This is a genomic window from Nocardioides sp., assembly GCF_036374615.1.
Taxonomy (GTDB): domain Bacteria; phylum Actinomycetota; class Actinomycetes; order Propionibacteriales; family Nocardioidaceae; genus Nocardioides.
In genome coordinates this window covers 20664-43259 of the sequence record NZ_DASUTK010000170.1, presented here as the reverse complement: position 1 = coordinate 43259, position 22596 = coordinate 20664, and the positions used below count along the sequence as shown (strand labels likewise).

The following is a 22596-nucleotide window of genomic DNA, read 5'->3' as shown; positions in this document are numbered from 1 at the left end:
TCGGTCCCGAATCAGCGGCGCAGCCATAGGGAGATGTGTCGGGGCTGCACGCTCCCGGTGACAACGGAGCGGAGCTCGGATCCGATCTCGTCGATGTCGACCACATGGCTCAGCTGGTTCGAGAACGCATTCAGCGTCTGTGTGGCGTCGTACTTGCGGCGGTAGAACCGTCGATCGACGACGGCCTGGATGCGCGCGCGAGCCGGTCGGAACAGGGCAGCCACCGCGAGGGTGGACCCCGCGACGGCGAGGTCGTTGTCGCCGGTGAGCGGGCTCAGCAGCACCCGCAGGACCAGGATCGACCCGACGTAGACCACGAGGAGTGCGGCAGTCAACGCGCCGTAGACGAGCGTGCGGTTGATGACGACGTCGATGTCGTAGAGCCGGTACCGCAGGATGGCGATCCCGGTGGCGATCGGGATGCCGAGCGCCGAGGCGACCACGAAAACTATCCAGCCGACGTCGTTCACGATCTGGCCGGTCCCCTCCGGCAGCAGCAACTCGCCGACACCGGACAGCGCGAGACCCGTGAACGGCAGCAGAGCCGCGTAGGTGAACCACTTCAGCTGCTGGCGCTCCACTCCCCGCGACCGGCGGAACCGCAGCACCAGCGAGGCGATGGAGAGGATCAGGGCCGCCGTGACGGCGTAGGGGACGATGCCGGTCATCACCTCCCAGAGGCGTTGGGCCGTCCCGCGCACTGCCAGCGGGTTGTCGATGGGGGCGTTCACAGCGAGGTGCCCGGGAGCGAGGGCCAGCGGGAGGATCCCGACGACCGTCGTCACGAGAGCGAACCACCAGACGGCTCGCCAGCGCGGCGAGAGCAACCGCCCGGTCGGGAAGCACAGGGGCAGGAAGATCGCCACGATCGCCCACCCCACGTAGACCAGCCAGCTGGTGAGCCATGCGACCGCGACGTACCCCGGGTTCGACATCGTGATGACGTAGGTGTCGCCAACAATCGAGACCGAGAGGGCCAGCGCGGCGACGAGCAGCAGCCACCCCACCGCGTTGCCTGGCTGCCGCGCGGCGGCCAGCGCGCCGACGGTCGCGTAGCCCACGAGCGCGAGGACCAACGGGTAGTCGCCATGGTGGGGCAGGTCGCCACCGAAACCGATGGTCACGATCGTGAGGACGAGCCAGCACGACCACAGACTCCAGGCCAGGACGGAGGAGGCAGGCGATCGGGACATGACGGCGCCACCTCCCTTCTGCGGCCTCCACAGTAGGACCACCTGCGTTCGTGAACCGTTACGAACGAGCGGCCACGAAAGATCCGCGCACCGATCGACCGGGTCTTCGCGGGGAAGACGGACGGCGCGGGCGGTCAGGGCTTGAAGTCGAACTTGATGACCGCGGTGCCCAAGGCCGGCCCCAAGCCCGCGAGATCAGCCGCTGTTGGAACGTGACCCGGGGCAGTCTTGATCCCCAGCCGTTGCGCCGAACCCCCTGTGTCCAAGGACTTGCGAACCGCCTCACCCATCTGTCCAGGAGTCATTGAAACCAGTGTCCCGCGGGTGGCGTGCCTCCTGCCGCGGTGAATCACCGTGACGGGGGCGCCGCCGGTGAAGTTGTGACGCCAAGGCGCGTCCGTGAACGCCATCGGGACTCCGGCGACCAGATGAAAGTTCACCGGAACCTTGATCGTGCGACCACTGCGCCGACCAGTGAACTGCAGCAGCATGACGCCTTTGATGCGACGACCCAACGGGGACGACAGCAGGGGACGCATCACGATGTTCATGCCCTTGAGGACCGCAGGGGGAGGCGGTGGAGCAAGCCAGACGTTGCCCTTCATCACCGCCATGTAGACACGTTCCGTCCGCGTCGTCGTCTCATTGAAGGTACTGCCTGTCGCTGTGCCGCGCCAGCGTGTGATCCGGTCCCGGCCGATCCGTACGAGTCGGCGTGCGCTCGTGACTGCCGAGTGTCAGGCAGCGGTCCGGAGTCGCCGGGTGCCTGTGTGGTCGACCAGGTAGTACACGCCGTAGGGATCGCGCCAGATGTAGATGCCCGGGTAGGGCTGCCGGACCTGCCAGCTGCCGTGCGTCTTGACCCTGTGGTGGAAGAAGGTCATCGGACCGTAGTTCCCGATCCGTGACTGACCGGCACCGGGTGGTGAGTGCTGGTAGGGCACCGTGTGATCGATCTGCTTGTCGCGACTGGTGTTGGGAGCGAACGGGAAGACATCGGCCGGGCACATGACGTGCACGGCCCACCGATGGACATCAGGGATCTCGTAGCTGTCGACCGGTGCCTGACCGGCGAGGTCGAGCACCGGCTGGACGGTGACCGTGGCGGCTCGCGCGAGGTGGCGAGCGACGAAGGCATCGGTCACAGGGCCGACGCCTTCGACCCGGGCGACTCCCTCAGACGGCGCCTCGGCAGTGCCGAGGTACATGTGCACCAGGATCGTGACGGCCGGCAGGAGCTTCGACCAGTCCACGTCCTGGCTGCTGTCCTGCCGATGGTTGGCCAGCAGCTCCACGGCGGCGACCGGGTTGGACAGGATCACGATCGCCTTGACCCGACGGTGGTCGTTGTCGTCTGTGTCGCCCTGGGCGGCGAGGACGTCGGCGATGTGTTGCACGGTGGCGTCGAACCGCGCGATCACGGCGAACGGAGCGCGGATGAAGAAGCCGCGCATCCCGTTCTCGGTCGACCGCGTCGGCTTGGCGAACTGCCGCTTGGCCGCCTCGTCCTCACGCCGCATCGCCGACCACCGGTCGGCGGCCACGATCGCGCCCGCGACCAGCTCCTCGAACCGTGACCATGGGATCCGACCGTCCGCGGACTCCACCACCCGCTCATCGACCTGGCCGGCCTGCTCGATGGCGAGGTCCCGGGTACGGCGAGCCACGTAGCGCGCGTACGACGCCTCCACCTCCAGCGCCTCCACCCGCGCCCATAACAGCGGCAGCCGGATCACCAGGTCGAATGCGTCGGCCATGAGCGAATGCGCACTCCACGAGGACACGCCGAGACGGGCACCCAGCTCCGCCGAAGCGAACTCCGCCACCGCCTCGGTGCCAACGCCCCCGAACCGCCTGGCCCGTTCCCGGCCCGGCAGCTGTGCCAGCTGCGGGTCGAGCGTGTCGGGATTGTTGATCACGGCGTGCTGTACGGCTGCTCTGAGGATCTGCAGCTCGCACCGACGCTGCGCCGTGGCCAGGTCATCGACGTGGTCGAGCAGCTCGCTGCCCGACATCTCCTCGATCGACCTGGCCGCTTCCATGCCTCAACCCAACCACCACGGTCTGACACTCACGGCCCCGGAAACGCCTTGATCAACAAGGGGAAAGTCACGGTTCGCCAACAGTGCTCGACCTAGGATCAACCATGGCCCAAGCACGTCCGGTCACGCGCGAACCGGTCCTGGTGCGCACGGCCTACGCATCGGCTGTCACGGCCTTGGTGGCGGAGACCGACGACAGTGTCGTCGTGCTCCGTGCCCTCACGGGCCGCGGCGACCTGCCCGAGGGCTTCACCGCTCTGTAGCCGGGTCCGTCACCTTCGCCCACGCGAACCCGTCCGGGTCCGTGAACGGCTCGACGTCACTGCCGATGACCAGCCGGTGCGATCCGGAGCCCTCGGGCGAGACGCCGGCCACCTTGGCCAGGCCGCGCCGCTTGTACAGCGCCAGCTTGACCGGGGTGGAGGCGCCGTCGAACTCGACGTACTTGCTGCCGAAGCCCTTCGCCACGGTGAGGCCGTGGTCGACGTAGAACTTCTTGCTCGCACTGACGTCCTCGACGCCGAGCAGGAGCACGACCTCGTCGACCTGCCGACTGGGTGGTCCGCTGTCCTTCTTCGACGAGCTCGCGATCTGCCAGATGGTCCCGTCGGGAGCCTGGACCACGCCGCCGTAGCCCCACAGCGACTTGGAGGCCGGCTTGAGCTCGGTGGCACCCGCCTCGACGGCGGCGTCGAACAGGGCGTTGACGTTCGCCGGCTGGGAGACGATCAGCGACAGCGTGAAACCGCGGAAGCCGGAGGTGGCGGCCTCCGAGGATTGCAGCCGGACGGGGATGTCGGGTCCGAACGCGGTCTCGTAGAACGTGTGCGCGGCGTCGGTGTCTGCCACCTCGAGGGTGACGTGGTCGATGTAGGTCATGCCCCGCACGGTAAGTGCAGCACCGCGACGCGTGCTTCTCGAATCCTGACCGATCAGCGGCCGGCCGAGACGGCCCTATGCTCGGTGCGTGTTGTCGGGTCAGACCGTCACCCTGCGCCCGGTCCGCGAGGCCGACCTGGACGCGCTGTACGACGCGCACACCGACATCCGCAATCGTGGCCGCTTCTTCCCGCTCGGCGTCATGTCGGAGACCGCGTTCCGTCGCGAGCACGCCGAGCACGGCTTCTGGCAGAAGACCGAGGGGATGCTCATCATCGAGTCCCCGGAGGGGGAGATCGCCGGGCACATCGAGTTCTTCCGTCCGGTCTCCTACTGGGACGCCTTCGAGCTGTCCTACCAGCTGTACGACGACACGTACGCCGGCCGCGGCCTCGTCACCGAGTCCGTCCAGCTGATGGTCGATTATCTCTTCGGCGCGAAGAGGGAGCACCGGATCCACCTGGTGATCGTGCCGGAGAACACCGCCTCGCGACGCATCGCCGAGAAGTGCGGGTTCGTGCTCGAGGGCACGGTGCGGGGCGCGTTCTTCAACGACGGCCGCAACCAGGACGTCGTGCTCTACTCGCTGCTGCGCACAGACCCGCGGCCGTGGCACGCAGCCGACGGCCAGTAGCGAGCCTCACCAGGACACGGCGACGTACTTGCTCTCCAGGTAGTCGAGCATGCCCTCGTGCCCGCCCTCGCGGCCGATGCCGGACTGCTTGGTCCCGCCGAACGGCGCTGCGGGGTCGGAGACCAGGCCGCGGTTGAGCCCGACCATGCCGGAGTCGAGCCGCTCGCTGACGCGCAGGCCGCGGGCCAGGTCGCCGGTGTAGACGTAGGAGACCAGTCCGTACTCGGTGTCGTTGGCCATCCTGATGGCGTCATCCTCGTCGGTGAACGTGATGACCGGGGCGACCGGGCCGAAGATCTCCTCGCCCAGGATCTCCGCCTGCGCCGGTACGTCGAGCAGCACGGTCGGCTCGTAGTAGAACCCGTCCCGGTCCGGACGACGGCCGCCGGTGACGATCCGCGCGCCCGCGCCGACGGCACCCTGCACGAGCTGGTCGACCTTGACCGCGGCATCCTCGTTGACCAGCGGGCCCACCTGCGTGTCGTCGTCCGTGCCCGGGCCGACCCGCATCGCCGCCATCCGCTCTGCGAGCCGACGGCCGAACTCGTCGGCCACGTCGGCGTGGACGTAGAAGCGGTTCGCGGCCGTGCACGCCTCGCCGGCGTTGCGCATCTTGGCGACCATCGCGCCCTCGATCGCGGCGTCGAGGTCGGCGTCGTCGAACACCAGGAAGGGCGCGTTGCCGCCGAGCTCCATGGAGCAGTTGACGACCTGGTCAGCCGCCTCGCGCAGCAGCACTCGGCCCACCTCGGTGGAGCCGGTGAACGAGAGCTTGCGGACCCGCGGGTCGTGCAGCATCGCGGAGACCACGGCACCGGAGCGCCGCGACGGCAGCACGCTGACCACACCGTCGGGCACGCCGGCGTCGGCCAGGATCCGCGCCATCAGCAGCGCCGTCAGCGGGGTGTCGGAGGCCGGCTTCAGGATTACCGGGCAGCCGGCGGCCAGGGCCGGCCCGATCTTGCGGGTCGCCATCGCCGCCGGGAAGTTCCACGGCGTCACGAGGACCGCGATGCCGACCGGCTGCTGCAGGACCACGATCCGGTTCGTCCCGGACGGCGCCGTCATGACCGTCCCGGCGGCTCGGACCGCCTCCTCGGCGTACCAGCGGAAGAACTCGGCGGCGTACGCCGTCTCGCCGCGGGCGTCCGGCAGCGCTTTGCCGTTCTCCAGCGAGATCAGGTGGGCGATCTCGTCGGCGCGAGCCGTCATCAGCTCGAACGCGCGACGCAGGATCTCGGCCCGCTCGCGCGGTGCCGTGGCCGCCCAGGAGGGGGCCGCCGCCTCGGCCGCGTCGACACACGCCCTGGCGTCGTCGACGGTCCCGTCGGCGACCGACGTGAGCACCTGGCCTGTTGCGGGATCGAGCACGTCGAACCGACCTCCGTCCGAGGCCGGGCGTGGCGTTCCGCCGACCCAGAGGTCGAGCGGCAGGTCGGACAAGGAGGAGAGCGCGAAGTCACCCACGGCGGGTCCTTTCTGGTCAGTACGGGTTGGTGACGAACAGCTCCTGCGCCGGGAACAGGGTCATCACCTTCGGCCCGTCCTCGGTGATGACGATCTCCTCCTCGATCCGAGCGGCGGAGACGCCGTCACTGGCGGGGCAGTAGGTCTCGAGCGCGAAGACCATGCCGACCTGGAGCTCGATCGGTTCCTTCATGGAGTTGAGCCGGGAGATGATCGGCCGCTCGTGGAGGCCGAGGCCGAGGCCGTGCGCGAACTGCAGGCCGAAGGCCTCCATCTCGCTGCCGAAGCCGAACTCCTCGGCCTTCGGCAGCAACGCGGCGACCTCGTCGGTGCCTACACCCGCCTTGATGCCCTCGATCCCGCGGTCCATCCACTCGCGGGCGCGGGTGTAGGCGTCGCGCTGGGCAGAGGTGGCAGAGCCGACGGTGAACGTCCGGTAGTAGCAGGTCCGGTAGCCGTTGAACGAGTGGATGATGTCGAAGAATGCCTGGTCCCCCGGGCGGATCAGACGATCCGTGAAGTTGTGCGGGTGCGGGTTGCAGCGCTCCCCGGAGATCGCGTTGATCGCCTCGACCTGGTCCGAGCCCATCTCGTAGAGCCGTTGGTTGGCGAGCGCCACGATCTGGTTCTCACGCACGCCGGGCTTCAACGCCTCGACGATGTCCTGGTAGACCCCGTCGACCATCGCCGCGGCCTGGTTGAGCAGCATGATCTCGTCGGAGCTCTTGATGCAGCGGGCGTCCAGCATCAGCTGTTGGGCGTCGACGACGCGCAGTCCCTGCCGCTCCATCTCGAAGAGGAACGGCGGCTCGACGATGTCCATGCCGACCGGCAGGTCGGCGACGCCGGCCTCGGTGAGGAGCGACTTGATCTCTGCGACCGCGTCGGCCATCAGCCCCACGCTCGGTGCGACCGCACCGCGGAAGCCGAGGAACCCGGCCCGGTAGTTCTCCTCCGGTACCCATTGCGAGTAGATCTGGTGGTGCTTGACGGCGGAGCCGAAGTCCCAGAGCACCGGGTCCTTGTCCCTCGCGAGCAGCGTGTAGCGGATCATCTTGTCGCCGAGGGCGCCGCCGATCCAGGTCTGCGTGACGTAGCGGATGTTGTAGAAGTCGAAGAGCAGGAACGCGCCGCACTCGCTCGACTCGAGTGCCGCGTGCGCGCGACTCAACCGGTAGCGTCGCAGCCGTTCGAAGTCCACGCGCTCCTCGTAGTCAACCCCCATGTGTCCGGGGGCCGAGAGCCGCCCCGAGGGGCCCGTCGTGCTCATGCCTGGTCCGCCGCCGACAGCCCGTCGTCCACGGGGACGTTCGCGGGCTTGAGGTTGATCCCCGAGCTCTTCGCCTGGAGGTCCAGCAGGATCGCGAAGTCCTCGTCGACCCGCCCGCTGCTCACCGCCGCCTGGACCGCGGCTGCCGTGGCCGCCGCGACCGGCATCGGGACGTCGAGCTCGTGGGCGGCTGCGAAACCGAGGTCGAAGTCCTTGCGCAAGAGGATCGGCGTGAACGTCGGTGTGAAGTCCAGGTTCACGAACGCCGGCGACTTGTACCGGGTGAAGACCGAGCCCATGACCGACTTGTTCAGGAACTCGAGGAACGGCGCCCGTTGCATGCCGCCCTTCTCGGCGAGGACGGTGATCTCCGCGAGGCACTGGGTGACCACTCCCAGCATCAGGTTGTGGCAGATCTTCGCCAGTCGGGCCGTTTCGCCCTCACCGACGTACGTCGCCCCCTTGCCCAGGTGCTCCAGCAGCGCTGAGACCCGGTCGTAGGTCTCCTCCGGGCCGGAGACCACGAGCGTCAGCGCACCGGCGGCGACGACCTTGCCGTTGCCGCTCACCGGCGAGGCGAGGAAGTCCACGCCGCGCTCGGAGCACGCGGCGCGCATCGCGGCCGAGGACTCGGGTGAGACGGTCGAGCAGTCCACGACCACCGAGGGCGCCTGCTCCGGGTCGGCGAGCAGCCCACCCTCACCGACGAGCACCTCCTCGAGGTCCGACGGCGTCGACACCATGGTGAACACCACGTCGTGGTCGCGCAGGTCGGCGATCGTGTCGGCTACCGCGCAGCCGCGCTCGACCAGCGCTTCGGCCTTCGACCTGGTCCGGTTCCAGACCGTCACGTCCTCGCCCGCCGCTGCGAGCCGGGTGGCCATCGCAGCCCCCATCCGGCCGGCGCCGATCCATCCGACCCGCAAGGTGCCGGGGGTGTGCACGTCGGTGGTCTTCATCTCAGCCTGCCTTCTGCATGGTGGAGTGCGTCGCGGGGTGGGCGAACACGGGTTCGGGGCCGTCGGCCAGTCGAGCCGCCAGCCAATCGGCGGTCAGCGGGCGGTGCTGCGGGGCGACGTCGGCACAACCGTGGTTGCCCTCCTCGAGCATCAGCAGCTCGACCGGTCCGGCGACCGCGTCCCGCAGCAGCTCGGCCTGTTGCCAGGGGATCAGCCGATCCCGGCGACCGAAGACGATCAGCAGCGGAGCCACCAAGTCCCCCGCCGTCTCGGACATGTCGAGCGAGAGGGCGATCCGCCGCGCCTCCTCGTCGTCCGCTGCTCCGGAGCGCACCCGGAACGTGTCGCGTGTCAGCTTCGGCAGTCCCGGCCAGCAGTCTCCGAAGTTGAACGGTCCGGCGAGGGCGACGCATGCTGTGGCGCGTTCTCCCAGGGCGGCCGCGACCCGTGGCGCGTAGTAGCCGCCGAGGCTGACCCCCCACACGCCGAGCCGCGACCGGTCGAGCTCCTCGAGCTGGCCGAGCACGGTCCAGACTGCCTCGGCGACCGGGGACCAGTCGCCGCGGATCCGCAGGTCGTACTCCGCCTCTCCCTGACCGGGACCGTCGAGGGTGAACGTCGCGAGGCCACGGTCCAAGAAGGTCTGCTCGGTCGAGCCCAGCTCCTCCTTCGTGGAGTCCAGGCCGGGGAGCAGCAGGACGACCGGGTGACGACCGTCCCCGTGCAGGTGAGCCTGCGGCACCCGCAGTACGGCGACCAGCCGACTGCCCTCGAACGGGATCTCGACCCGCCGACCCGGTGGGTCGAGGTGAGGCAGCGCATCGGAGAGGCAGGCGACTGCCCGGCTGTGCGCGGCCCGCATCTGTGCGGGGTCGACGACGAACACGAACTTCGCGAAGTGGTGGTAGACCGCGGCCTGGGCCAGGTGCGTGCCCGCCGACCGGTAGCGCTCCTGCTCGAGCGCCGCTCGCCCCAGCTCCTCGTGGACCGTGCCGGCCCCCGTCCACGCGGTGCACCAGTCGTCCCAGCGCTCGATCGCAGAGGTGATCCGCGTGAAGTCGGCGACGGTCACCCCGTTGGTCGTGAACCGCGGGCCCCAGTGCGCGATCGCGGACGCCACGAGCTCGTCCATGGCTCACCTCCGGTCACGTTCAGGCGCTGCTGCCGCGTTCTGCAAACGAGTGCAGCGTGACGCCGCCGGACCCCGATTGTCAAGCCGCGTGTGACAGATCCTCCCCCGCCTGCCACGGGCAGTCTCGCGCGAAGGCAGCGTTGCTGCAATCGAGTGCACATTCCGGTACCGTGCTGGTCGCCGGTGCGGTGCCGGCGGGACCCAGGAGGCGGCGATGGCGGCGACCCGGTCGGTGGCGCTGGGCTCGTTCACGCCGTCGGTCGTGCTCGAGGTCGCCCGGGCCTCGGGGGCCCTGCGCGACGCCCGGCTCGAGGTGGCCGAGCGCCTCGTACCCTCCTCTCCCGCGCAGTTCCGCTCGCTCATCGACGGCGAGCTGCACCTCGCGCTCACCAGCCCGGACAACGTGCTCGCCTACCGGTTCGACCCGCAGAACCCGCTGGGCCGCCTCGTCGACGTGCGGATCCTCGCGGCCGTCGACCGTGGTCTCGGTCTCGGGGTCTGGGCCCGTCCGGGGGCCACGTTCGATGATGTGCGCGGCGCGGCGGTCGGTGTCGACGTACCAGGGTCCGGCTTCGCCCTTGCCCTGTTCACACTGCTCGAGCGGCACGGCATCGGCCGCGACGAGTACGACGTGGTGCAGCTGGGGTCGACCCCCAAGCGCCTGCAGGCCCTGCTGGACGGGGATTGCGCCGCCACCATGCTCGGCGCCGGCAACGAGCTGCTCGCCGATGCCGCCGGGTGCGTGCCGCTGGCGCGCGTCAGGGACGAGCTCACGCCCTACCTCGGCACCGTCCTGGCCGTGGTGCGCGACGAGCACCTCGAGGTGGGGCGCGACCTGGCCGCGGCGCTGACGGCGACCGGCCGAAGGATCGTCACCGGCGAGCTGGCCACCGAGGCGGTCGCAGCAGCCCGCAGCCGGCTCGACCTCGGCCCGGAGCTGGCGGAGCGGTACGTCGCCGGGCTGGCCGACGAGCGGGAGGGACTCGTGCCCGACGGCGTGGTGGACCCCGACGCCCTCCGCACACTGGTCGACCTGCGGCGCCACTGGGTGCCCCGGGTCGTCGACGGACGCGACGTCCTGGAGGACGGCTGGCGCGACCCCGGCCTCGTGGTCACGCGGTGAGCAGCCGCCCGGAGCCGCTCCGACTGCTCCAGGTCACGACGCTGGTCAGCACGCTCGACCGGTTCGCCATGCCGCCGATGCTGCTGGCGATCGCCGCCGACCTCGGCGCACCACTGTCGTCGGTCGTCGCGGCCGCCGGTGCCTACTTCCTCGTCTACGGGCTGGGGCAGCCCTTGTGGGGCTTCGCCTCCGACCGTTTCGGACGAGTCCGTGTGCTGCGGGTCAGTCTGCTGGTCGCGGGCGTCCTGAGCCTGGTGTCGGCGGCGAGCCCGACGGTCCTGGCGCTCGCGGTCACCCGCGGGCTTGCCGGTGGATTCTTCGGTGCGGCCTACCCCTCGGCCCTGATCTACCTCGGCGACACGGTGGCCCCAGCTCGCCGGCAACAGGCGATCACCGGGCTGATGGTCGGCACCGCGCTCGGCACCGCCGCGGCCTCCGCCGGCGCCGGACTGCTCGCCGACGTCGCGTCCTGGCGAATGGCTTTCCTCTTCACCGGTACGGCCTCGCTGGTGCTGGTGTTCGCTCTCGCGCGACTGCCCGAACCGATCACCGAGGGCCGACCGGCGACGCCGCGATCGTCCCTAGTCGCGGTACGGCGTTCGCCGATCACGCTCCTGGTGCTGCTCTTCGCGTTCGTCGAGGGTGTCGTGCTGCTGGGTGCGCTCACGCTCCTACCTCCTGCGGTCGAGAGTGCCGGCGCCTCGGCATCGGTGGCGGGTGCCGTGACCGGGGTCTACGGACTCTCGGTGCTGGTCAGCTCCATGACCGTCGGACGGCTGTCGCTCGCGTGGCACCCGGCACGCCTGATCCTGCTCGGCGCCGGCAGTGCGGCTGCGGGCACCTGCCTGCTCGCGCTCTCCCAGCGCCCGGCCGTGGCTGTGCTGGTCGCACTCCTGGTCGGACTGGCCTGGACGGCGATGCACTCCTCGCTCCAGACCTGGGCCACCGAGGTGTTGCCGGGGTCGCGTGCGGTCGTCGTGTCGCTGTTCGCGGGCGCGCTCTTCGTGGGGAGTGCCCTCGGTGCGGTGGCGGTCGCGGGGCTCGCGGACGCGGGCCGGTTCGGGGTCGTGTACGCCGGCTACGCGGCGCTGGCGGTCCCGCTCGGGCTCGCGGCGTGGGGCGCACGGCGGCGCTGGCACCGTCCCGGGGAGGAACCGTGACCGGCGGCCGGAGCCCTAGGATGCCTGCTGTGCAGACGCCCACGCTCCGGGACGTGGCTGACGCCGCGGGCGTCCATCCCGCCACCGCCTCCCGCGCGCTGAACCCGGCGACCCGTGGGCTGGTGAACGCCGAGACCGCCCGTCGGGTGATCAAGGTGGCAGAGGGTCTCGGCTACCGCCCGAACCCGATCGCCCGCGGCCTCAAGACCGCCAAGTCGAGCACGGTGGGACTGGTCATCCCGGACCTGACGAACCCGCTCTTCCCACCGATCGTGCGCGGCATCGAGGACGTGCTCGAGCCGGCCGGCTACAGCGGACTGATCGTCAACACCGACAACGACCTGCAGCGCGAGCAGGCTCAGATCGAGCTGTTGCGATCACGCCAGGTCGAGGGACTGATCGTCGCCACCGCGATGATCGAGCACCCGCTGATGGAGCGGCTGCATCGCGAGGGCGTCCCGATGGTGATGGTGAACCGTCGTCCCGAAGGACTCGACGTTCCGTCCATCACGCCCGACGACGCCTCGGGCATCGAGATGGCGGTCGCCCACCTGGCCGCCCTCGGCCACCGCCGGATCGCCCATCTCGCGGGCCCGAGCACCACGTCCACCGGTCTCGCCCGGCTGCGGGCGTTCCGCAACGCCGTCCGCGACCGTGACCTGGACGCCGATCCGGCCCTGGTCGTCACCTGCGAGCGATGGAGCGAGGCCGCTGGCGCGGCCGCGCTGCGGGGTCTCCTCGACTCCGGTACCGAGCTGACGGCCGTGGTCGCGGGGAATGACCTGATCGCCCTCGGCTGCTACGACGTGTTCGCCGAGCGCGCCATCGAGTGCCCGCGTGAAGTCAGCGTGGTCGGCTTCAATGACATGCCGTTCCTCGACAAGCTCGCACCGCCGCTGACGACGCTCGCCATCCCGCACCAGCAGATCGGTGCCGAGGCGGCCCGGCTGCTTCTGGACGCCATCGCGGAGCCGGATCGTCCCGCTCGCTCGGTGATGCTGCCGCTGTCGCTGATCGTGCGTGGGTCGACCGCAGCACTGGCTTGAGGGGCTCGGCGTCACGCGCCACACCCGTCGTACCTCATCTGGATGATGCCCGTCCTCCCCCCTGACGGCCACGATGTGATCGGGACGGTTCACTCCCGAACGGCCCCCTCCTGGTCCCCGCAACCGGGAGGGGGTCCCGTCCCGTGTCATTGCCGCGCCCGCGCGACGGGCTTAGTATGGGTGCGGGTCCGTCCCCCCGTCTGCGTCGTCGGCGCCGGCCCGGACCTGATGGGCTGACTCGGGCCAGCCGCATCGACGCAGTGCGAGGGTGCGCGGGAGGGGGCTCGTCTTGCCGGTGGGCCGATGGTTGTCGAGACGCCAGGCAACGCTGGTCGTTGCTGGCCTGGTCGCGTCGTGGACTTTCGTGCCAATGGTCACGGTGTACTGGACCGTGCCCGCGGCACGCGTCCTCCCCGTCACGGCCGGCGTCGCCGAAGCCATCAGCTACCCCGCGCTGCTGATGGCCGCGCTCCTCCTCTACGTCCACACCCGGGTCTCTGCCGATGCCGGCTCCGCGGGCGTGACCACGGCGATGGTCTTCCTGACCAGCCAGGGCATCGCGTACGCCGTGCTGCGGCTCGCACTCCCGGACGGGACGCAGCAGCGGCCGGGCTGGTTGATGCTGCTCGACCTCGTCGTCGCGCTGCTGTTGGTGGGACTGCTCGCGGTCCCTGACCGCCGGCGACTGCCGGGCGACCCGTTGGTGGTCGGCCTGGGGCTCGGCGTCGCGATCTCGGCTGTCCGTCTGCTGCTGGTCACCATGTTCGACCCGCTTCCACTCCTCCAGAACCAGATCCCGTGGCTCAACGTCGTCGTCCTGGCGCTCTACGTCGTGGCGGCGGTGCTGCTCGTGCGCGGCGGGAGCCTGCCACGGCGGGCGTCACGGCGGCTCGGCGTGGTCCTGGTGCTGCTCGGGGTCGGCCATACGCTCGCCTCCCCGCTCCTTGCGGGCGGCGAGCGCAGCGTGGTCGCCGTCGGGGCCGACCTCGCCGGCACCATCCTGTTCTGCGTCACCGCATGGGCGCTGCTGCAGCGGACGCTGCGGCAGTCCGTTCGGTCCGAGCAGCTCGAGGAGCTGCTCGAGCTGGCCGAGGCAGAGGCCCGCCAGGACCGCACGGTGCTGCACCAGGTCGCGAGCGCCGCGGCCGGGATCAGCTCGGCGTCCCAGCTGCTCGCATCCGGCGCCCTCGGCGACCCGAACGACCGCGATCGCATGGTGCAGATGCTCGCGGCCGAGTCCGCGCGGCTCCAGCGGCTGTCCGGACGAGCACCGAGCGAGCGGCCTCGCGAGATCGACGTCGACCACACGCTCGCGCCACTGGTCGCGGCCCAGGTTGCGCGTGGCCGCACCCTCGTGTGGCAGCCGAGCGGTCGGCGCGCCGTCGGTTCGCCCGACGAGGTGGCGGAGATCGTCGACATCCTGCTCGAGAACTGCGCAGACCACTCCGGGACGTCCACCGCCCGGCTCGAGGTGGCGGACCGGCCGGACGGAGCCGTAGACATCACCGTGTCCGACCACGGTCGTGGGATAGAGCGCGACGTGCTCGCCCGCGGCTTCGCGTGGGGTTCCCGCGGTGATGAGTCCACCGGTCAGGGGATCGGGCTTCACCACGCGCACGAGCTGGCGGCCCGCCTCGGCGGCTCGTTGGCCGTGACGGGGTACCCCGGCCGCGGCACGTCGGTCACGCTGACCCTTCCCGGAACCGCAGCGGTCCTGAGTCGTGAGTCCCGTGGCGCCTGACTCGACGGTCCTGGTCGTCGACGACCACGCCCTGTTCTCGGACGCCGTGGCACTGGCCCTCGCCACGGGGGGCCGCACGGTCCACCGCGTCCGCCTCGAGACCGCGGGGCGCAGCCCGTCGCGGTTGCTCGCGTCGGCGCTCCGGATCCAGCCGGACATCGCGCTGCTCGACCTCGACCTCGGCCGGTACGGCGACGGGCGCGACCTGATCCGGCCGCTCTCCCGGTCCGGGGTGGACGTCGTGGTGGTCACCGGTCACATTGACGAGGCGGACTGGGGTGGCTGCCTGCGCAACGGTGCCCGGGCCGTCGTCCCCAAGCACCGGCCGCTCGCTGAGCTGATCAGCGTCGTCCACCGGCTCGAGGCGGGGGAGCCGGTGCTCGACCCCGGTGAGTACCACCGACTCACCTCCCTGTGGCAGGCCCGGCTCGCCGAGGACGACGACCACCGGCGCCGGCTGGCTCGGCTGACCCCCCGCGAACGTGAGGTGCTGGGTGAGCTGATGGCCGGCCGCACCATCCGCGAGATCGCGGATAGCGACGTGGTGTCGGAGGCCACGGTGCGGACCCAGGTGCGCACGATCCTGCACAAGCTCGGGGTCTCCACCCAGATCGCCGCGGTCGGGATGGCGCACCGGGTCTCGTGGAACGCGCCGGAGCCGGATCGCCCGGTGCGAACCTGACGCCGCCCGGTCAGGACTCCACGCCGATCAGCCGTCCCGCTGTTCGGGTCCCGGTGAACAGCGCGGAGTAGGCGTTGAGGGCGGGCTGACCTCCGAGGTGGGCGTAGAGCACGGTCGAGTCCTTCCCGATCTCCCCGCTGGTGACGAGGTCGATCAGGCCGGCCATCGACTTCCCTTCGTAGACCGGGTCGATGATCACGCCCTCGAGCTGCCCGGTGAGCCGGATCGCCTCCAGCGTGGAGTCGACCGGGATGCCGTACCGGTCACCGGCCCAGCCCTCGAGCACGGTGATCTCGTCGTCATCGAGCTCGCGGTCGAGACCGATCAGCTCGGCCGTGCTTCGGGCGATCCGCGCCACCTGGTCGCGGGTCTGCTCCACCGTGGCGGAGGCATCGATGCCGATCACGCGACGGGGCTGCCCGCCGGCCCGTTCGAGGTCCGCGAACCCGGCGATCATGCCCGCGTGCGTGGACCCGGTGACGGTGCAGACCACGATCGTGTCGAAGAAGACCCCGAGCTCCTCCTCCTGCTGAGCGACCTCGTGGGCCCAGCTCGCGAAGCCCAACCCGCCGAGCCGGTGGTCGCTGGCGCCGGCCGGGATGGCGTACGGCGTACCGCCCCGCTCCTCGACGTCGGCGATGGCCTGTCGCCACGAGTCGCGGAAGCCGATGTCGAAGCCGGACTCGTCGAGACGGACCTCGGCGCCCATGATCCGGCTCAACAGGATGTTGCCGACCCGGTCGTTGACGCTGTCGGGCCAATCGACCCACTGCTCCTGGACCAGCACGGCCTTCATGCCGATCCGGGCGGCGACCGCCGCGACCTGCCGGGTGTGGTTGGACTGGTAGCCGCCGATGCTGACCAGCGTGTCGGCGCCGGACTCGATCGCTTCAGGGACGAAGTACTCGAGCTTGCGGGTCTTGTTGCCGCCGTACGCGAGGCCGGCGTTGCAGTCCTCACGCTTCGCCCACACCTGCGCGCCACCGAGATGCTGCGTCAGGCGCTCGAGCGGGTGGACCGGGCTCGGCCCGAACATCAGTGGGTAGCGGGGGAAGTCGGCCAGTGCCATGGATCAGCCCTCCTGGGCGTCGGGTGTGGGAAGTGAGTGCCAGGTGTCGAACGCGAGCGCAGCGGCGGCTTCCACGTCACCCGCCCCGCACAGCCGGATCAGCTCCGCGTGCCGCGTGACCGAGCCGCGGCCGGTGAGGCTGGAGAAGCGCAGCCGTTCCGCACGGCGTACGACGGGCGTGTACTGGTCCAGCACCGCCTGCACCGCCCGGTTGCCGGCCACCTCGACCGGTACCTGGTGGAGCGTGTCGTCCGCGTCCAACGCCGCTTCGGCATCGCCGGCCCGGATCGCGGCCGCGAACAGCTTGTTGGCGGTCCGCATCGTCGCGAGATCCTCCCGGGTGAGCTGACCGACCGCCTCGCGGACCGCCACCTCGTGCATGGCCGCGACCACGTCGCGCGCATCGCGGACGGCCCTGACCTCGAGCGGGCTCACGACCGTGGACGACCCGGGCCGGCTCACGACCAGCCCGACGTCGGCGAGCCGCAGCAACGCTTCGCGGACCGGCGTCCGGCTCACGCCCAGCCAGGCCGCGAGCTCCTGGTCACGCAGCGTCTCACCCGGCGCGAGCGTCCCGTCGACGATCAGCTCCCGCAGCCGGGCGAAGACCTCGTCACGCAGCAGCGACCGTGGAACCGCAGGTGCTGACGGCGGAATGGGCATGCGATATATTGCATCCAGCACTACCTTGGTGTCAACCCCTTCCCGACATCCGAGCGGGTCGCGCACAATGACCTCGCCATGGACGAGCCGGACGCGATCCTCCACGAGCGCTACTCCCTGCGACCGGCGACTGCGGCCGATGCGCCGGCGGTCGCCACTCTCGTCGACTCCGCCTACTCCCCCTACGTGCCGCGGATCGGAGGCCTGCCGGGTCCGATGACCCTGGACTACCACCAGGTCATCGCGCACGAGCCGACCACCGTTGCCGTGACCGAGGCCGACATCGTCGGGCTGCTCGTCCTCGGCGTCGACGAGGAGGGCTTCTGTGTGCGCAATGTCGCGGTCCACCCTGACCACCAGGGACACGGCATCGGGCGCCGGTTGCTCGAGGTCGCCGAGGACGAGGCCCGGAGGGCGGGGTTCGCCTCGACGTACCTGTTCACGCACGAGCTCATGACCCAGAACCTCGCCCTGTACACCCGGCTCGGGTACGTCGAGTACGCCCGGCGGGACCGGCATGGCGCCGCCCTCGTGTTCCTCCGCAAGGTCCTGTGACCGGGTGCGCACCGATGAGTTCACGGTGCTGGCTGGGTCCTTCCTGACGAGCGACCCGTCCCGAGGGTCGCGGACACGAGGAGTTGCCATGCCAACCGTGCGCACGCATCTGTGGTTCGGGAACGACAAGGCCGTCGAAGCGGCGACGTTCTACGCCGAACACATCCCGAACTCCGCCGTCGGAAGAGTGATCACCGCCCGCACCGATCCCGACACTTCGGTGGCCGAGGTGGTGGAGTTCACCGTCGCCGGACACGAGGTGGTCGGGCTCAACGCAGGCCCCGACCTCCACCTCGATGACTCGTTCTCCTTCTATCTCCGCGTCGACGGGCAGGAGGAGGTCGACCACTACTGGGAGATCCTCACCGCCGACGGGGGCGAGCCGGGGCCGTGTGGCTGGTGCAGGGACAAGTTCGGCGTCTCGTGGCAGGTGATCCCTCGCGAGCTCGAGGAGCTGTCCGGTGACTACACCACCGCGGCCAACTATCGCGTCTGCCAGGCGATGTTGACGATGGGCAAGATCGACGTCGCCGCACTCCAGGCGGCGTACGACGACGTCTGATCACACCCTCAGGCGGCGAGCACCTCGTCCGACCGGGCCCGGCGGGCGCGGGCGGCACGGGTCAGGCTCACCTGGATCGCCCGACGCTCGCGCGGAGTCCCGGTGACCATCTTGTAGAGCTTGACCAGCTGCTCGGGCAGGTTCTCCCGCGTGGTGCTGTCGAGCCAGTCGTTGGGCAGGCTCAGCCGCACTACCCGGTGCCATGCGGAGTACACCTGAGGCACCAGCGGCCGGGCGCAGTAGTTGAGGCCGTACTTCTCGAACAACGCCTGCACCTTCGGCGCGATCTCGCCGTACCGGTTCGACGGCAGGTCGGGGAACAGGTGGTGCTCGACCTGGTGGGACAGGTTGCCGGTCATGATGTGCATCAGCTTGGACCCGGAGATGTTGGCGCTGCCGAGCATCTGCCGGACGTACCAGTCTCCCTTGGTCTCACCGTCGATCGAGCGCTTCTCGAACGTCTCGACACCCTCGGGGAAGTGGCCGCACATGATCACCGAGTGCGCCCAGAGGTTGCGCACCACATTGGCGGTGGCGTTGGCCAGCAGCGTGGACACGAACGAACCGGTCGGGATCGAGAGCAGGGGGTGGACGACGTAGTCCTTGGTCGCCTGCTTGCGGATCTTGCCCAGCACCTTCTTCAGGTTGGCGCGGAAGACGGGGTTCTTGGTGTCCTTCTTGCGCAGCACCACACCCAGCTCGAGGTCGTAGGCGGCGATGCCGTACTCGAAGACGCAGGCGTTGATGAAGTTCCACACCGGCTGGATCAGGTAGCGCGGCACCCACGGCTGGTCCTCGTCGACCCGCATGATGCCGTAGCCGAGGTCGTTGTCCTTGCCGATCACGTTCGTGTAGGTGTGGTGCAGCTCGTTGTGGCTGCGCTTCCACTGCTCGGCCGGGGTCGCGTGGTCCCAGTCCCAGGTCGTGGAGTGGATCTTCGGGTCACGCATCCAGTCCCACTGGCCGTGGAGGATGTTGTGGCCGATCTCCATGTTGTCGAGGATCTTGGACAGGCTGAGGCCGGCGGTTCCCAGCACCCAGGCCGGCGGGAACGCGCTGAAGAGCAGCACGGCGCGGCTGCCCAGCTCGACGCTCCGCTGGGTCTTGATGACCCGGCGGATGTACGCCGCGTCCTTCGCGCCGCGACTGTCGACGACCTCCTGGCGGATGGCGTCGAGCTCGACGCCGATCTGCTCGATGTCCTCGCGGCTGAGGTGGGCGATCGGGTTGTCGGCCTTCTTCTGGATGACGGTCATGGTTCTCCTCGGGGAGTCGGGTCAGGAATGGTCGAGCTGGCACGCGCCGGCGGCAGCGTGGATGCAGGTCTGGATCTTGATGGCGCCGCTCTCCCCCGGTACGGCGGTGGTGATCTCGCCGTTGCGGAGGTCGCGGACGCTGCCCTCGGTCATCGGCAGCACGCAGCCGTAGCAGATGCCCATCCGGCACCCGCTCGGCATGAGGACGCCGGCGTCCTCGGCCGCGTCGAGGATGGGGGTCGAGCCGTCGGCGGTGACACTCCGGCCGTCGGCGAACGAGACGGTGCCCCCCTCGCCGGGCTCGACCCGGGCGGTCCGGAACTGCTCGGTGAGCAGCTCCAGGCCCTTGCCGTCGAGGAACCCCTGGAGCGCGTCGAGCAGGCCGGCCGGACCGCAGGCGAGCGTGCGCCGCTCGACCAGGTCGGGAACCAGCGCTGGGAGCTCGTCGATGTCGAGGACACCGTGCACGTCGTCGTACCGGGACACGAGCCGGATCGCACCGGCGCGGTCGAGCGCCTCCAGGTCGCGGATGAAGATCGAGTCGGGCCGGCTAGGGGCGACGTGGACGACGACGACGTCGTGCCGCGCGCTCCGGGTCGGCCGGAGAACGCCCTCGTCGGTGGAGGGGAACAGGTTGCGCAACATGCCGATCACCGGCGTGATCCCGGAACCGGCGGTGACGAAGAGGAACCGGCCACCGGAGGGCGGCAGCACGAAGTCACCGGCCGCCTGCTCGAGGTGGACCAGCGTGCCGGGGTGGGTGCGGTGCACCAGGTGATGGCTCACCAGCCCGTCGGGGACCGCCTTCACCGTGATCGAGATCCGGCCGTCGGCCAGCGGGCCGTGCGTGAGCGAGTACGCACGCCACTGACGGACTCCGTCGACGTCGATCCCGATCCGCACGTACTGTCCCGGCACGTGGCCCGCCCAGTCCGCGCCGGGGCGGATCACCAGCGTCGCCGCGTCCTTGGTCTCTGCTCGTACCTGCTCGATCCGGCCGCGGAGCTCGGCTCCCCGGCGCAGCGGGGCGAACAGGTCGAAGAAGTCTGCGGGCACCAGCGGCGTGGTGGCCGCCTCCGCGAGCCGGCGCACGCGAGTCCGCAACAATGTCATGTCCCCAGTGTGTCTGAGCTTGAGGATGAATACATGGTCGTCAGACGTGAATCGAGCCGCTGATTTTGTTCGTGCATGACAGAACCTTTCACCGGAGGTGCTTGAGTGCCTCCCGTTGCGAGAGAGGTGAGAGCAGCTCCTCGCGGGCGGACACGAACTCCCGTACCCAACCGGGCGCGGTGCGTGCGTGCTGGCGCAGCGCCCAGCCGATCGCCTTGCGCAGCCAGAAGGACCCGTCGGTCAGGTTCTGGTCGATCGCGAACGTCAGCAGCCCGAGGTCCGTCTCCTCGCCGTGGCGGAGCTGGCTGAGCACAGCGGTGCGACGCAGCCAGAGGTCGTTGTCGACCGCCCACCGCCGCAGGACGGGAGTGACCTGCACGCGGTGCGAGGCCAGCACGCCGCCGACCAGATGGCTTGCGATCTCGTCGACCACGTCCCACCAGGCGCCGGTGACGATCAGGTGCCGGTAGAGGTCGAGCGCTGCCGGGTCCTGCCAGGACCGGGCTGCCCGGTGTCGGGCGATCGCGATCGCGGCGTACCACTCCTCGCGGTGGGTCACCTCGTCCCACAGGGTGCGCACGTCGTGCTCCCACTCCTCGCGCGAGCCTGGGGCGTAGGCCCCGAGGTGCGCTCGGAGCAGCAGCCTCAGCTCGGGTGCGGTGAGTCCGTAGTACGGGAGCGCTGACTTCATGTAGCGCTGCTGGCCGGCAGCCCGATCGGCATCACCCGCCGCGGCGAGCTCTCGCCGCAGGGCGGGCAGGTCGAGGCCGGGCACCGGACGAGGCTACCGCCGAAGATTGGGCAGTACCATCAAGGTGGCGCCTCGAGGAGGCGCGTCCGAACGCTGAATTTATCCACCGGTGACAAGGAATGTCGATGCCGACCTCCTCCCTGGACAGGGACCTCATCGAGCTGCTGCGCGGCACCCTCCCGGACGTGGCCGAGCACACGGTGGCCGCGGTCCGCAACGAGGTCCCGGCGTACGGCGAGGGCCTCGGCGACCAGCTCGCTGCGACGATCGAGCAGGCCGTCCAGATGGCGCTCGGCGGCTTCCTGCGCGTCGCCGGCCGCACCGGTGACCCCGGGACGCCGCTCTCCCCCACGTTGGAGGGCGCCTACGCCCTCGGCCGTGGCGAGGCGAGGGCCGGGAGGTCGGCCGACGCCCTGCTGGCGGCGTACCGGGTCGGAGCGAGGGTCGCGTGGCGCGAGCTGTCCGCCTCGGCCGTCGCAGCGGGGGTGCCGGCCGTCACCATCGCGTCGTTCGCCGAGCTGGTCTTCGCCTACATCGACGAGCTGTCGGCAGCGTCGGTGGCCGGCCATACCGACGAGCTGCAGACCACCGGACGGGTCCGCGAGCGCTACCTCGACCTGCTGGCCGGCGCGCTGCTGCGCGGCGACGCGCCCGACGCGCTCACCGCGGCGGCCGAGCGGGCGGACTGGAGCCCACCGCGGACGCTGACCGCGGTGCTGCTGCCCGAGGCACAGGTGCGGCCGGTGCTCGGCCTGGTGTCGGGGCGGGCGTTGACCGCCAGCGAGCACAGCCTCCCCGAGGGACTGGCCGTGGTGCTGGTCCCCGACATGGGAGGTCGGTCCCGGGCGCGCCTGCTGAAGCTGCTCGCGGACCGGCACGCCGTGGTCGGGCCGGCACGTCAGTGGCGCGAGGCTCGCGGGTCGTACGCCCGGGCGGTGCGGGGGCTCGCGCTGCGGGGGACTCCAGCGCCGGTCGACACCGAGCGTCACCTCGCGTCGCTCGTGGTCAGCGCCGACCCCGAGGCGCTGGCAGACCTGCGCGCCGACGCGCTCGCTCCACTCAAGAAGCTGCGCCCGGCCACCGCCGAGAAGCTGGAGGCGACGCTGCGGTCGTGGCTGCTCCACCAGGGCCGGCGTGAGGACGTCGCGGCCGAGCTGTTCATCCACCCGCAGACCGTGCGCTACCGGATGGGACAGCTGCGCGACCTGTACGGCGACCGGCTCGACGACCCGGACACGGTGCTCGCGCTCACGCTCGCCCTGGCGTGACGCAGCCTTCCGCCGAGGCCCTCCTCAAACG

Annotated in this window: 23 protein-coding genes; 10 read left to right on the top strand and 13 right to left on the bottom strand. The window is 70.3% G+C overall.

The window, feature by feature from the left end:
* Positions 1 to 11: 11 nt before the first annotated feature.
* From VFZ39_RS13280 to VFZ39_RS13270, 3 genes are all read right to left on the bottom strand, one after another.
* Complete coding sequence (locus VFZ39_RS13280; protein ID WP_330866245.1) at positions 12 to 1193, bottom strand: hypothetical protein; 1182 nt, start codon at positions 1191 to 1193, stop codon at positions 12 to 14.
* 134 nt (positions 1194 to 1327) lie between these two features.
* Positions 1328 to 1807: a hypothetical protein gene (locus tag VFZ39_RS13275; RefSeq protein ID WP_330866244.1), complete on the bottom strand. Its 480-nt coding sequence runs from the start codon at positions 1805 to 1807 to the stop codon at positions 1328 to 1330.
* Positions 1808 to 1930: 123 nt separating this feature from the next.
* Positions 1931 to 3235, bottom strand: coding sequence for a DUF222 domain-containing protein (locus VFZ39_RS13270; RefSeq protein WP_330866243.1), 1305 nt, complete (start codon positions 3233 to 3235; stop codon positions 1931 to 1933).
* A gap of 104 nt (positions 3236 to 3339) precedes the next feature.
* On the opposite strand from VFZ39_RS13270, the gene VFZ39_RS13265 reads away from it, so the two are divergent.
* Positions 3340 to 3498, top strand: a complete 159-nt coding sequence (locus VFZ39_RS13265) for a hypothetical protein (protein ID WP_330866242.1) — start codon at positions 3340 to 3342, stop codon at positions 3496 to 3498.
* On the opposite strand, the gene VFZ39_RS13260 is transcribed toward VFZ39_RS13265, so the two are convergent.
* The gene (locus VFZ39_RS13260) at positions 3485 to 4114 is read right to left on the bottom strand and encodes a glyoxalase (protein ID WP_330866241.1); all 630 of its coding nucleotides are present in this window, start codon (positions 4112 to 4114) and stop codon (positions 3485 to 3487) included. The genes VFZ39_RS13265 and VFZ39_RS13260 overlap by 14 nt on opposite strands.
* An 88-nt stretch (positions 4115 to 4202) precedes the next feature.
* Here VFZ39_RS13260 and VFZ39_RS13255 point away from each other — a divergent pair, with 88 nt between their 5' ends.
* Positions 4203 to 4748: a GNAT family protein gene (locus VFZ39_RS13255; protein ID WP_330866240.1), complete on the top strand. Its 546-nt coding sequence runs from the start codon at positions 4203 to 4205 to the stop codon at positions 4746 to 4748.
* A 6-nt stretch (positions 4749 to 4754) separates the two neighbouring features.
* On the opposite strand, the gene VFZ39_RS13250 is transcribed toward VFZ39_RS13255, so the two are convergent.
* The 4 genes from VFZ39_RS13250 to VFZ39_RS13235 are packed head-to-tail and all read right to left on the bottom strand — an operon-like array spanning position 4755 to position 9576.
* Complete coding sequence (locus VFZ39_RS13250) at positions 4755 to 6215, bottom strand: NAD-dependent succinate-semialdehyde dehydrogenase (protein ID WP_330866239.1); 1461 nt, start codon at positions 6213 to 6215, stop codon at positions 4755 to 4757.
* Between the two features lie 16 nt (positions 6216 to 6231).
* Entirely contained in the window at positions 6232 to 7485 is a 1254-nt protein-coding gene (locus VFZ39_RS13245) for a Xaa-Pro peptidase family protein (RefSeq protein WP_330866238.1), read from the bottom strand.
* On the bottom strand, positions 7482 to 8444 hold the full coding sequence (locus tag VFZ39_RS13240; RefSeq protein ID WP_330866237.1) for an NAD(P)-dependent oxidoreductase: 963 nt from the start codon (positions 8442 to 8444) through the stop codon (positions 7482 to 7484). Before VFZ39_RS13240 ends, VFZ39_RS13245 begins: the two co-directional genes overlap by 4 nt.
* Before the next feature lies 1 nt (position 8445).
* Positions 8446 to 9576, bottom strand: a complete 1131-nt coding sequence (locus VFZ39_RS13235) for an alpha/beta hydrolase family protein (RefSeq protein WP_330866236.1) — start codon at positions 9574 to 9576, stop codon at positions 8446 to 8448.
* 214 nt (positions 9577 to 9790) lie between these two features.
* Between VFZ39_RS13235 and VFZ39_RS13230 the strand changes: the two genes are divergently transcribed.
* From VFZ39_RS13230 to VFZ39_RS13210, 5 genes are all read left to right on the top strand, one after another.
* Entirely contained in the window at positions 9791 to 10699 is a 909-nt protein-coding gene (locus tag VFZ39_RS13230) for a hypothetical protein (RefSeq protein WP_330866235.1), read from the top strand.
* Positions 10696 to 11859, top strand: a complete 1164-nt coding sequence (locus tag VFZ39_RS13225; protein WP_330866234.1) for an MFS transporter — start codon at positions 10696 to 10698, stop codon at positions 11857 to 11859. Before VFZ39_RS13230 ends, VFZ39_RS13225 begins: the two co-directional genes overlap by 4 nt.
* Before the next feature lie 29 nt (positions 11860 to 11888).
* The gene (locus tag VFZ39_RS13220) at positions 11889 to 12905 is read left to right on the top strand and encodes a LacI family DNA-binding transcriptional regulator (protein WP_330866233.1); all 1017 of its coding nucleotides are present in this window, start codon (positions 11889 to 11891) and stop codon (positions 12903 to 12905) included.
* 370 nt (positions 12906 to 13275) lie between these two features.
* Positions 13276 to 14646, top strand: a complete 1371-nt coding sequence (locus VFZ39_RS13215) for an ATP-binding protein (protein ID WP_330866232.1) — start codon at positions 13276 to 13278, stop codon at positions 14644 to 14646.
* On the top strand, positions 14636 to 15328 hold the full coding sequence (locus tag VFZ39_RS13210; RefSeq protein ID WP_330866231.1) for a response regulator transcription factor: 693 nt from the start codon (positions 14636 to 14638) through the stop codon (positions 15326 to 15328). The genes VFZ39_RS13215 and VFZ39_RS13210 overlap by 11 nt, the downstream gene beginning before the upstream one ends.
* A gap of 10 nt (positions 15329 to 15338) precedes the next feature.
* On the opposite strand, the gene VFZ39_RS13205 is transcribed toward VFZ39_RS13210, so the two are convergent.
* Together VFZ39_RS13205 and VFZ39_RS13200 are read right to left on the bottom strand one after the other, a co-directional pair.
* The gene (locus VFZ39_RS13205) at positions 15339 to 16397 is read right to left on the bottom strand and encodes a 1-aminocyclopropane-1-carboxylate deaminase (RefSeq protein WP_330866230.1); all 1059 of its coding nucleotides are present in this window, start codon (positions 16395 to 16397) and stop codon (positions 15339 to 15341) included.
* 3 nt (positions 16398 to 16400) lie between these two features.
* Positions 16401 to 17060 (bottom strand): GntR family transcriptional regulator, encoded by a 660-nt coding sequence (locus VFZ39_RS13200; protein WP_330866229.1) that lies wholly within the window; start codon positions 17058 to 17060, stop codon positions 16401 to 16403.
* Positions 17061 to 17138: 78 nt separating this feature from the next.
* Between VFZ39_RS13200 and VFZ39_RS13195 the strand changes: the two genes are divergently transcribed.
* Together VFZ39_RS13195 and VFZ39_RS13190 are read left to right on the top strand one after the other, a co-directional pair.
* The gene (locus tag VFZ39_RS13195; protein WP_330866228.1) at positions 17139 to 17615 is read left to right on the top strand and encodes a GNAT family N-acetyltransferase; all 477 of its coding nucleotides are present in this window, start codon (positions 17139 to 17141) and stop codon (positions 17613 to 17615) included.
* Between the two features lie 88 nt (positions 17616 to 17703).
* Entirely contained in the window at positions 17704 to 18177 is a 474-nt protein-coding gene (locus VFZ39_RS13190) for a VOC family protein (protein ID WP_330866227.1), read from the top strand.
* A gap of 8 nt (positions 18178 to 18185) precedes the next feature.
* Here the strand turns inward: VFZ39_RS13190 and VFZ39_RS13185 are convergent, their stop codons facing one another.
* The 3 genes from VFZ39_RS13185 to VFZ39_RS13175 form a co-directional block, all read right to left on the bottom strand.
* Positions 18186 to 19433, bottom strand: a complete 1248-nt coding sequence (locus VFZ39_RS13185) for an acyl-CoA desaturase (protein ID WP_330866226.1) — start codon at positions 19431 to 19433, stop codon at positions 18186 to 18188.
* Positions 19434 to 19454: 21 nt separating this feature from the next.
* A complete protein-coding gene (locus VFZ39_RS13180) occupies positions 19455 to 20546 on the bottom strand; it encodes a ferredoxin reductase (RefSeq protein WP_330866225.1) in 1092 nt (363 codons plus the stop codon).
* An 88-nt stretch (positions 20547 to 20634) separates the two neighbouring features.
* Positions 20635 to 21321, bottom strand: a complete 687-nt coding sequence (locus VFZ39_RS13175; protein ID WP_330866224.1) for a DNA alkylation repair protein — start codon at positions 21319 to 21321, stop codon at positions 20635 to 20637.
* 101 nt (positions 21322 to 21422) lie between these two features.
* Between VFZ39_RS13175 and VFZ39_RS13170 the strand changes: the two genes are divergently transcribed.
* Positions 21423 to 22565, top strand: coding sequence for a helix-turn-helix domain-containing protein (locus VFZ39_RS13170; RefSeq protein ID WP_330866223.1), 1143 nt, complete (start codon positions 21423 to 21425; stop codon positions 22563 to 22565).
* The last annotated feature ends 31 nt before the right edge of the window (positions 22566 to 22596 follow it).

Bases quoted from the DNA above. Each gene is read 5' to 3' on its own strand.
- VFZ39_RS13170 (WP_330866223.1), top strand. From the start codon at position 21,423: ATGCCGACCTCCTCCCTGGACAGGGACCTCATCGAGCTGCTGCGCGGC.
- VFZ39_RS13265 (WP_330866242.1), top strand. From the start codon at position 3,340: ATGGCCCAAGCACGTCCGGTCACGCGCGAACCGGTCCTGGTGCGCACG.
- VFZ39_RS13195 (WP_330866228.1), top strand. From the start codon at position 17,139: ATGGACGAGCCGGACGCGATCCTCCACGAGCGCTACTCCCTGCGACCG.
- VFZ39_RS13280 (WP_330866245.1), bottom strand. From the start codon at position 1,193: ATGTCCCGATCGCCTGCCTCCTCCGTCCTGGCCTGGAGTCTGTGGTCG.
- VFZ39_RS13200 (WP_330866229.1), bottom strand. From the start codon at position 17,060: ATGCCCATTCCGCCGTCAGCACCTGCGGTTCCACGGTCGCTGCTGCGT.
- VFZ39_RS13275 (WP_330866244.1), bottom strand. From the start codon at position 1,807: ATGGCGGTGATGAAGGGCAACGTCTGGCTTGCTCCACCGCCTCCCCCT.
- VFZ39_RS13205 (WP_330866230.1), bottom strand. From the start codon at position 16,397: ATGGCACTGGCCGACTTCCCCCGCTACCCACTGATGTTCGGGCCGAGC.
- VFZ39_RS13190 (WP_330866227.1), top strand. From the start codon at position 17,704: ATGCCAACCGTGCGCACGCATCTGTGGTTCGGGAACGACAAGGCCGTC.
- VFZ39_RS13240 (WP_330866237.1), bottom strand. From the start codon at position 8,444: ATGAAGACCACCGACGTGCACACCCCCGGCACCTTGCGGGTCGGATGG.
- VFZ39_RS13180 (WP_330866225.1), bottom strand. From the start codon at position 20,546: ATGACATTGTTGCGGACTCGCGTGCGCCGGCTCGCGGAGGCGGCCACC.
- VFZ39_RS13230 (WP_330866235.1), top strand. From the start codon at position 9,791: ATGGCGGCGACCCGGTCGGTGGCGCTGGGCTCGTTCACGCCGTCGGTC.
- VFZ39_RS13215 (WP_330866232.1), top strand. From the start codon at position 13,276: ATGGTCACGGTGTACTGGACCGTGCCCGCGGCACGCGTCCTCCCCGTC.
- VFZ39_RS13260 (WP_330866241.1), bottom strand. From the start codon at position 4,114: ATGACCTACATCGACCACGTCACCCTCGAGGTGGCAGACACCGACGCC.
- VFZ39_RS13235 (WP_330866236.1), bottom strand. From the start codon at position 9,576: ATGGACGAGCTCGTGGCGTCCGCGATCGCGCACTGGGGCCCGCGGTTC.
- VFZ39_RS13185 (WP_330866226.1), bottom strand. From the start codon at position 19,433: ATGACCGTCATCCAGAAGAAGGCCGACAACCCGATCGCCCACCTCAGC.
- VFZ39_RS13245 (WP_330866238.1), bottom strand. From the start codon at position 7,485: ATGAGCACGACGGGCCCCTCGGGGCGGCTCTCGGCCCCCGGACACATG.
- VFZ39_RS13270 (WP_330866243.1), bottom strand. From the start codon at position 3,235: ATGGAAGCGGCCAGGTCGATCGAGGAGATGTCGGGCAGCGAGCTGCTC.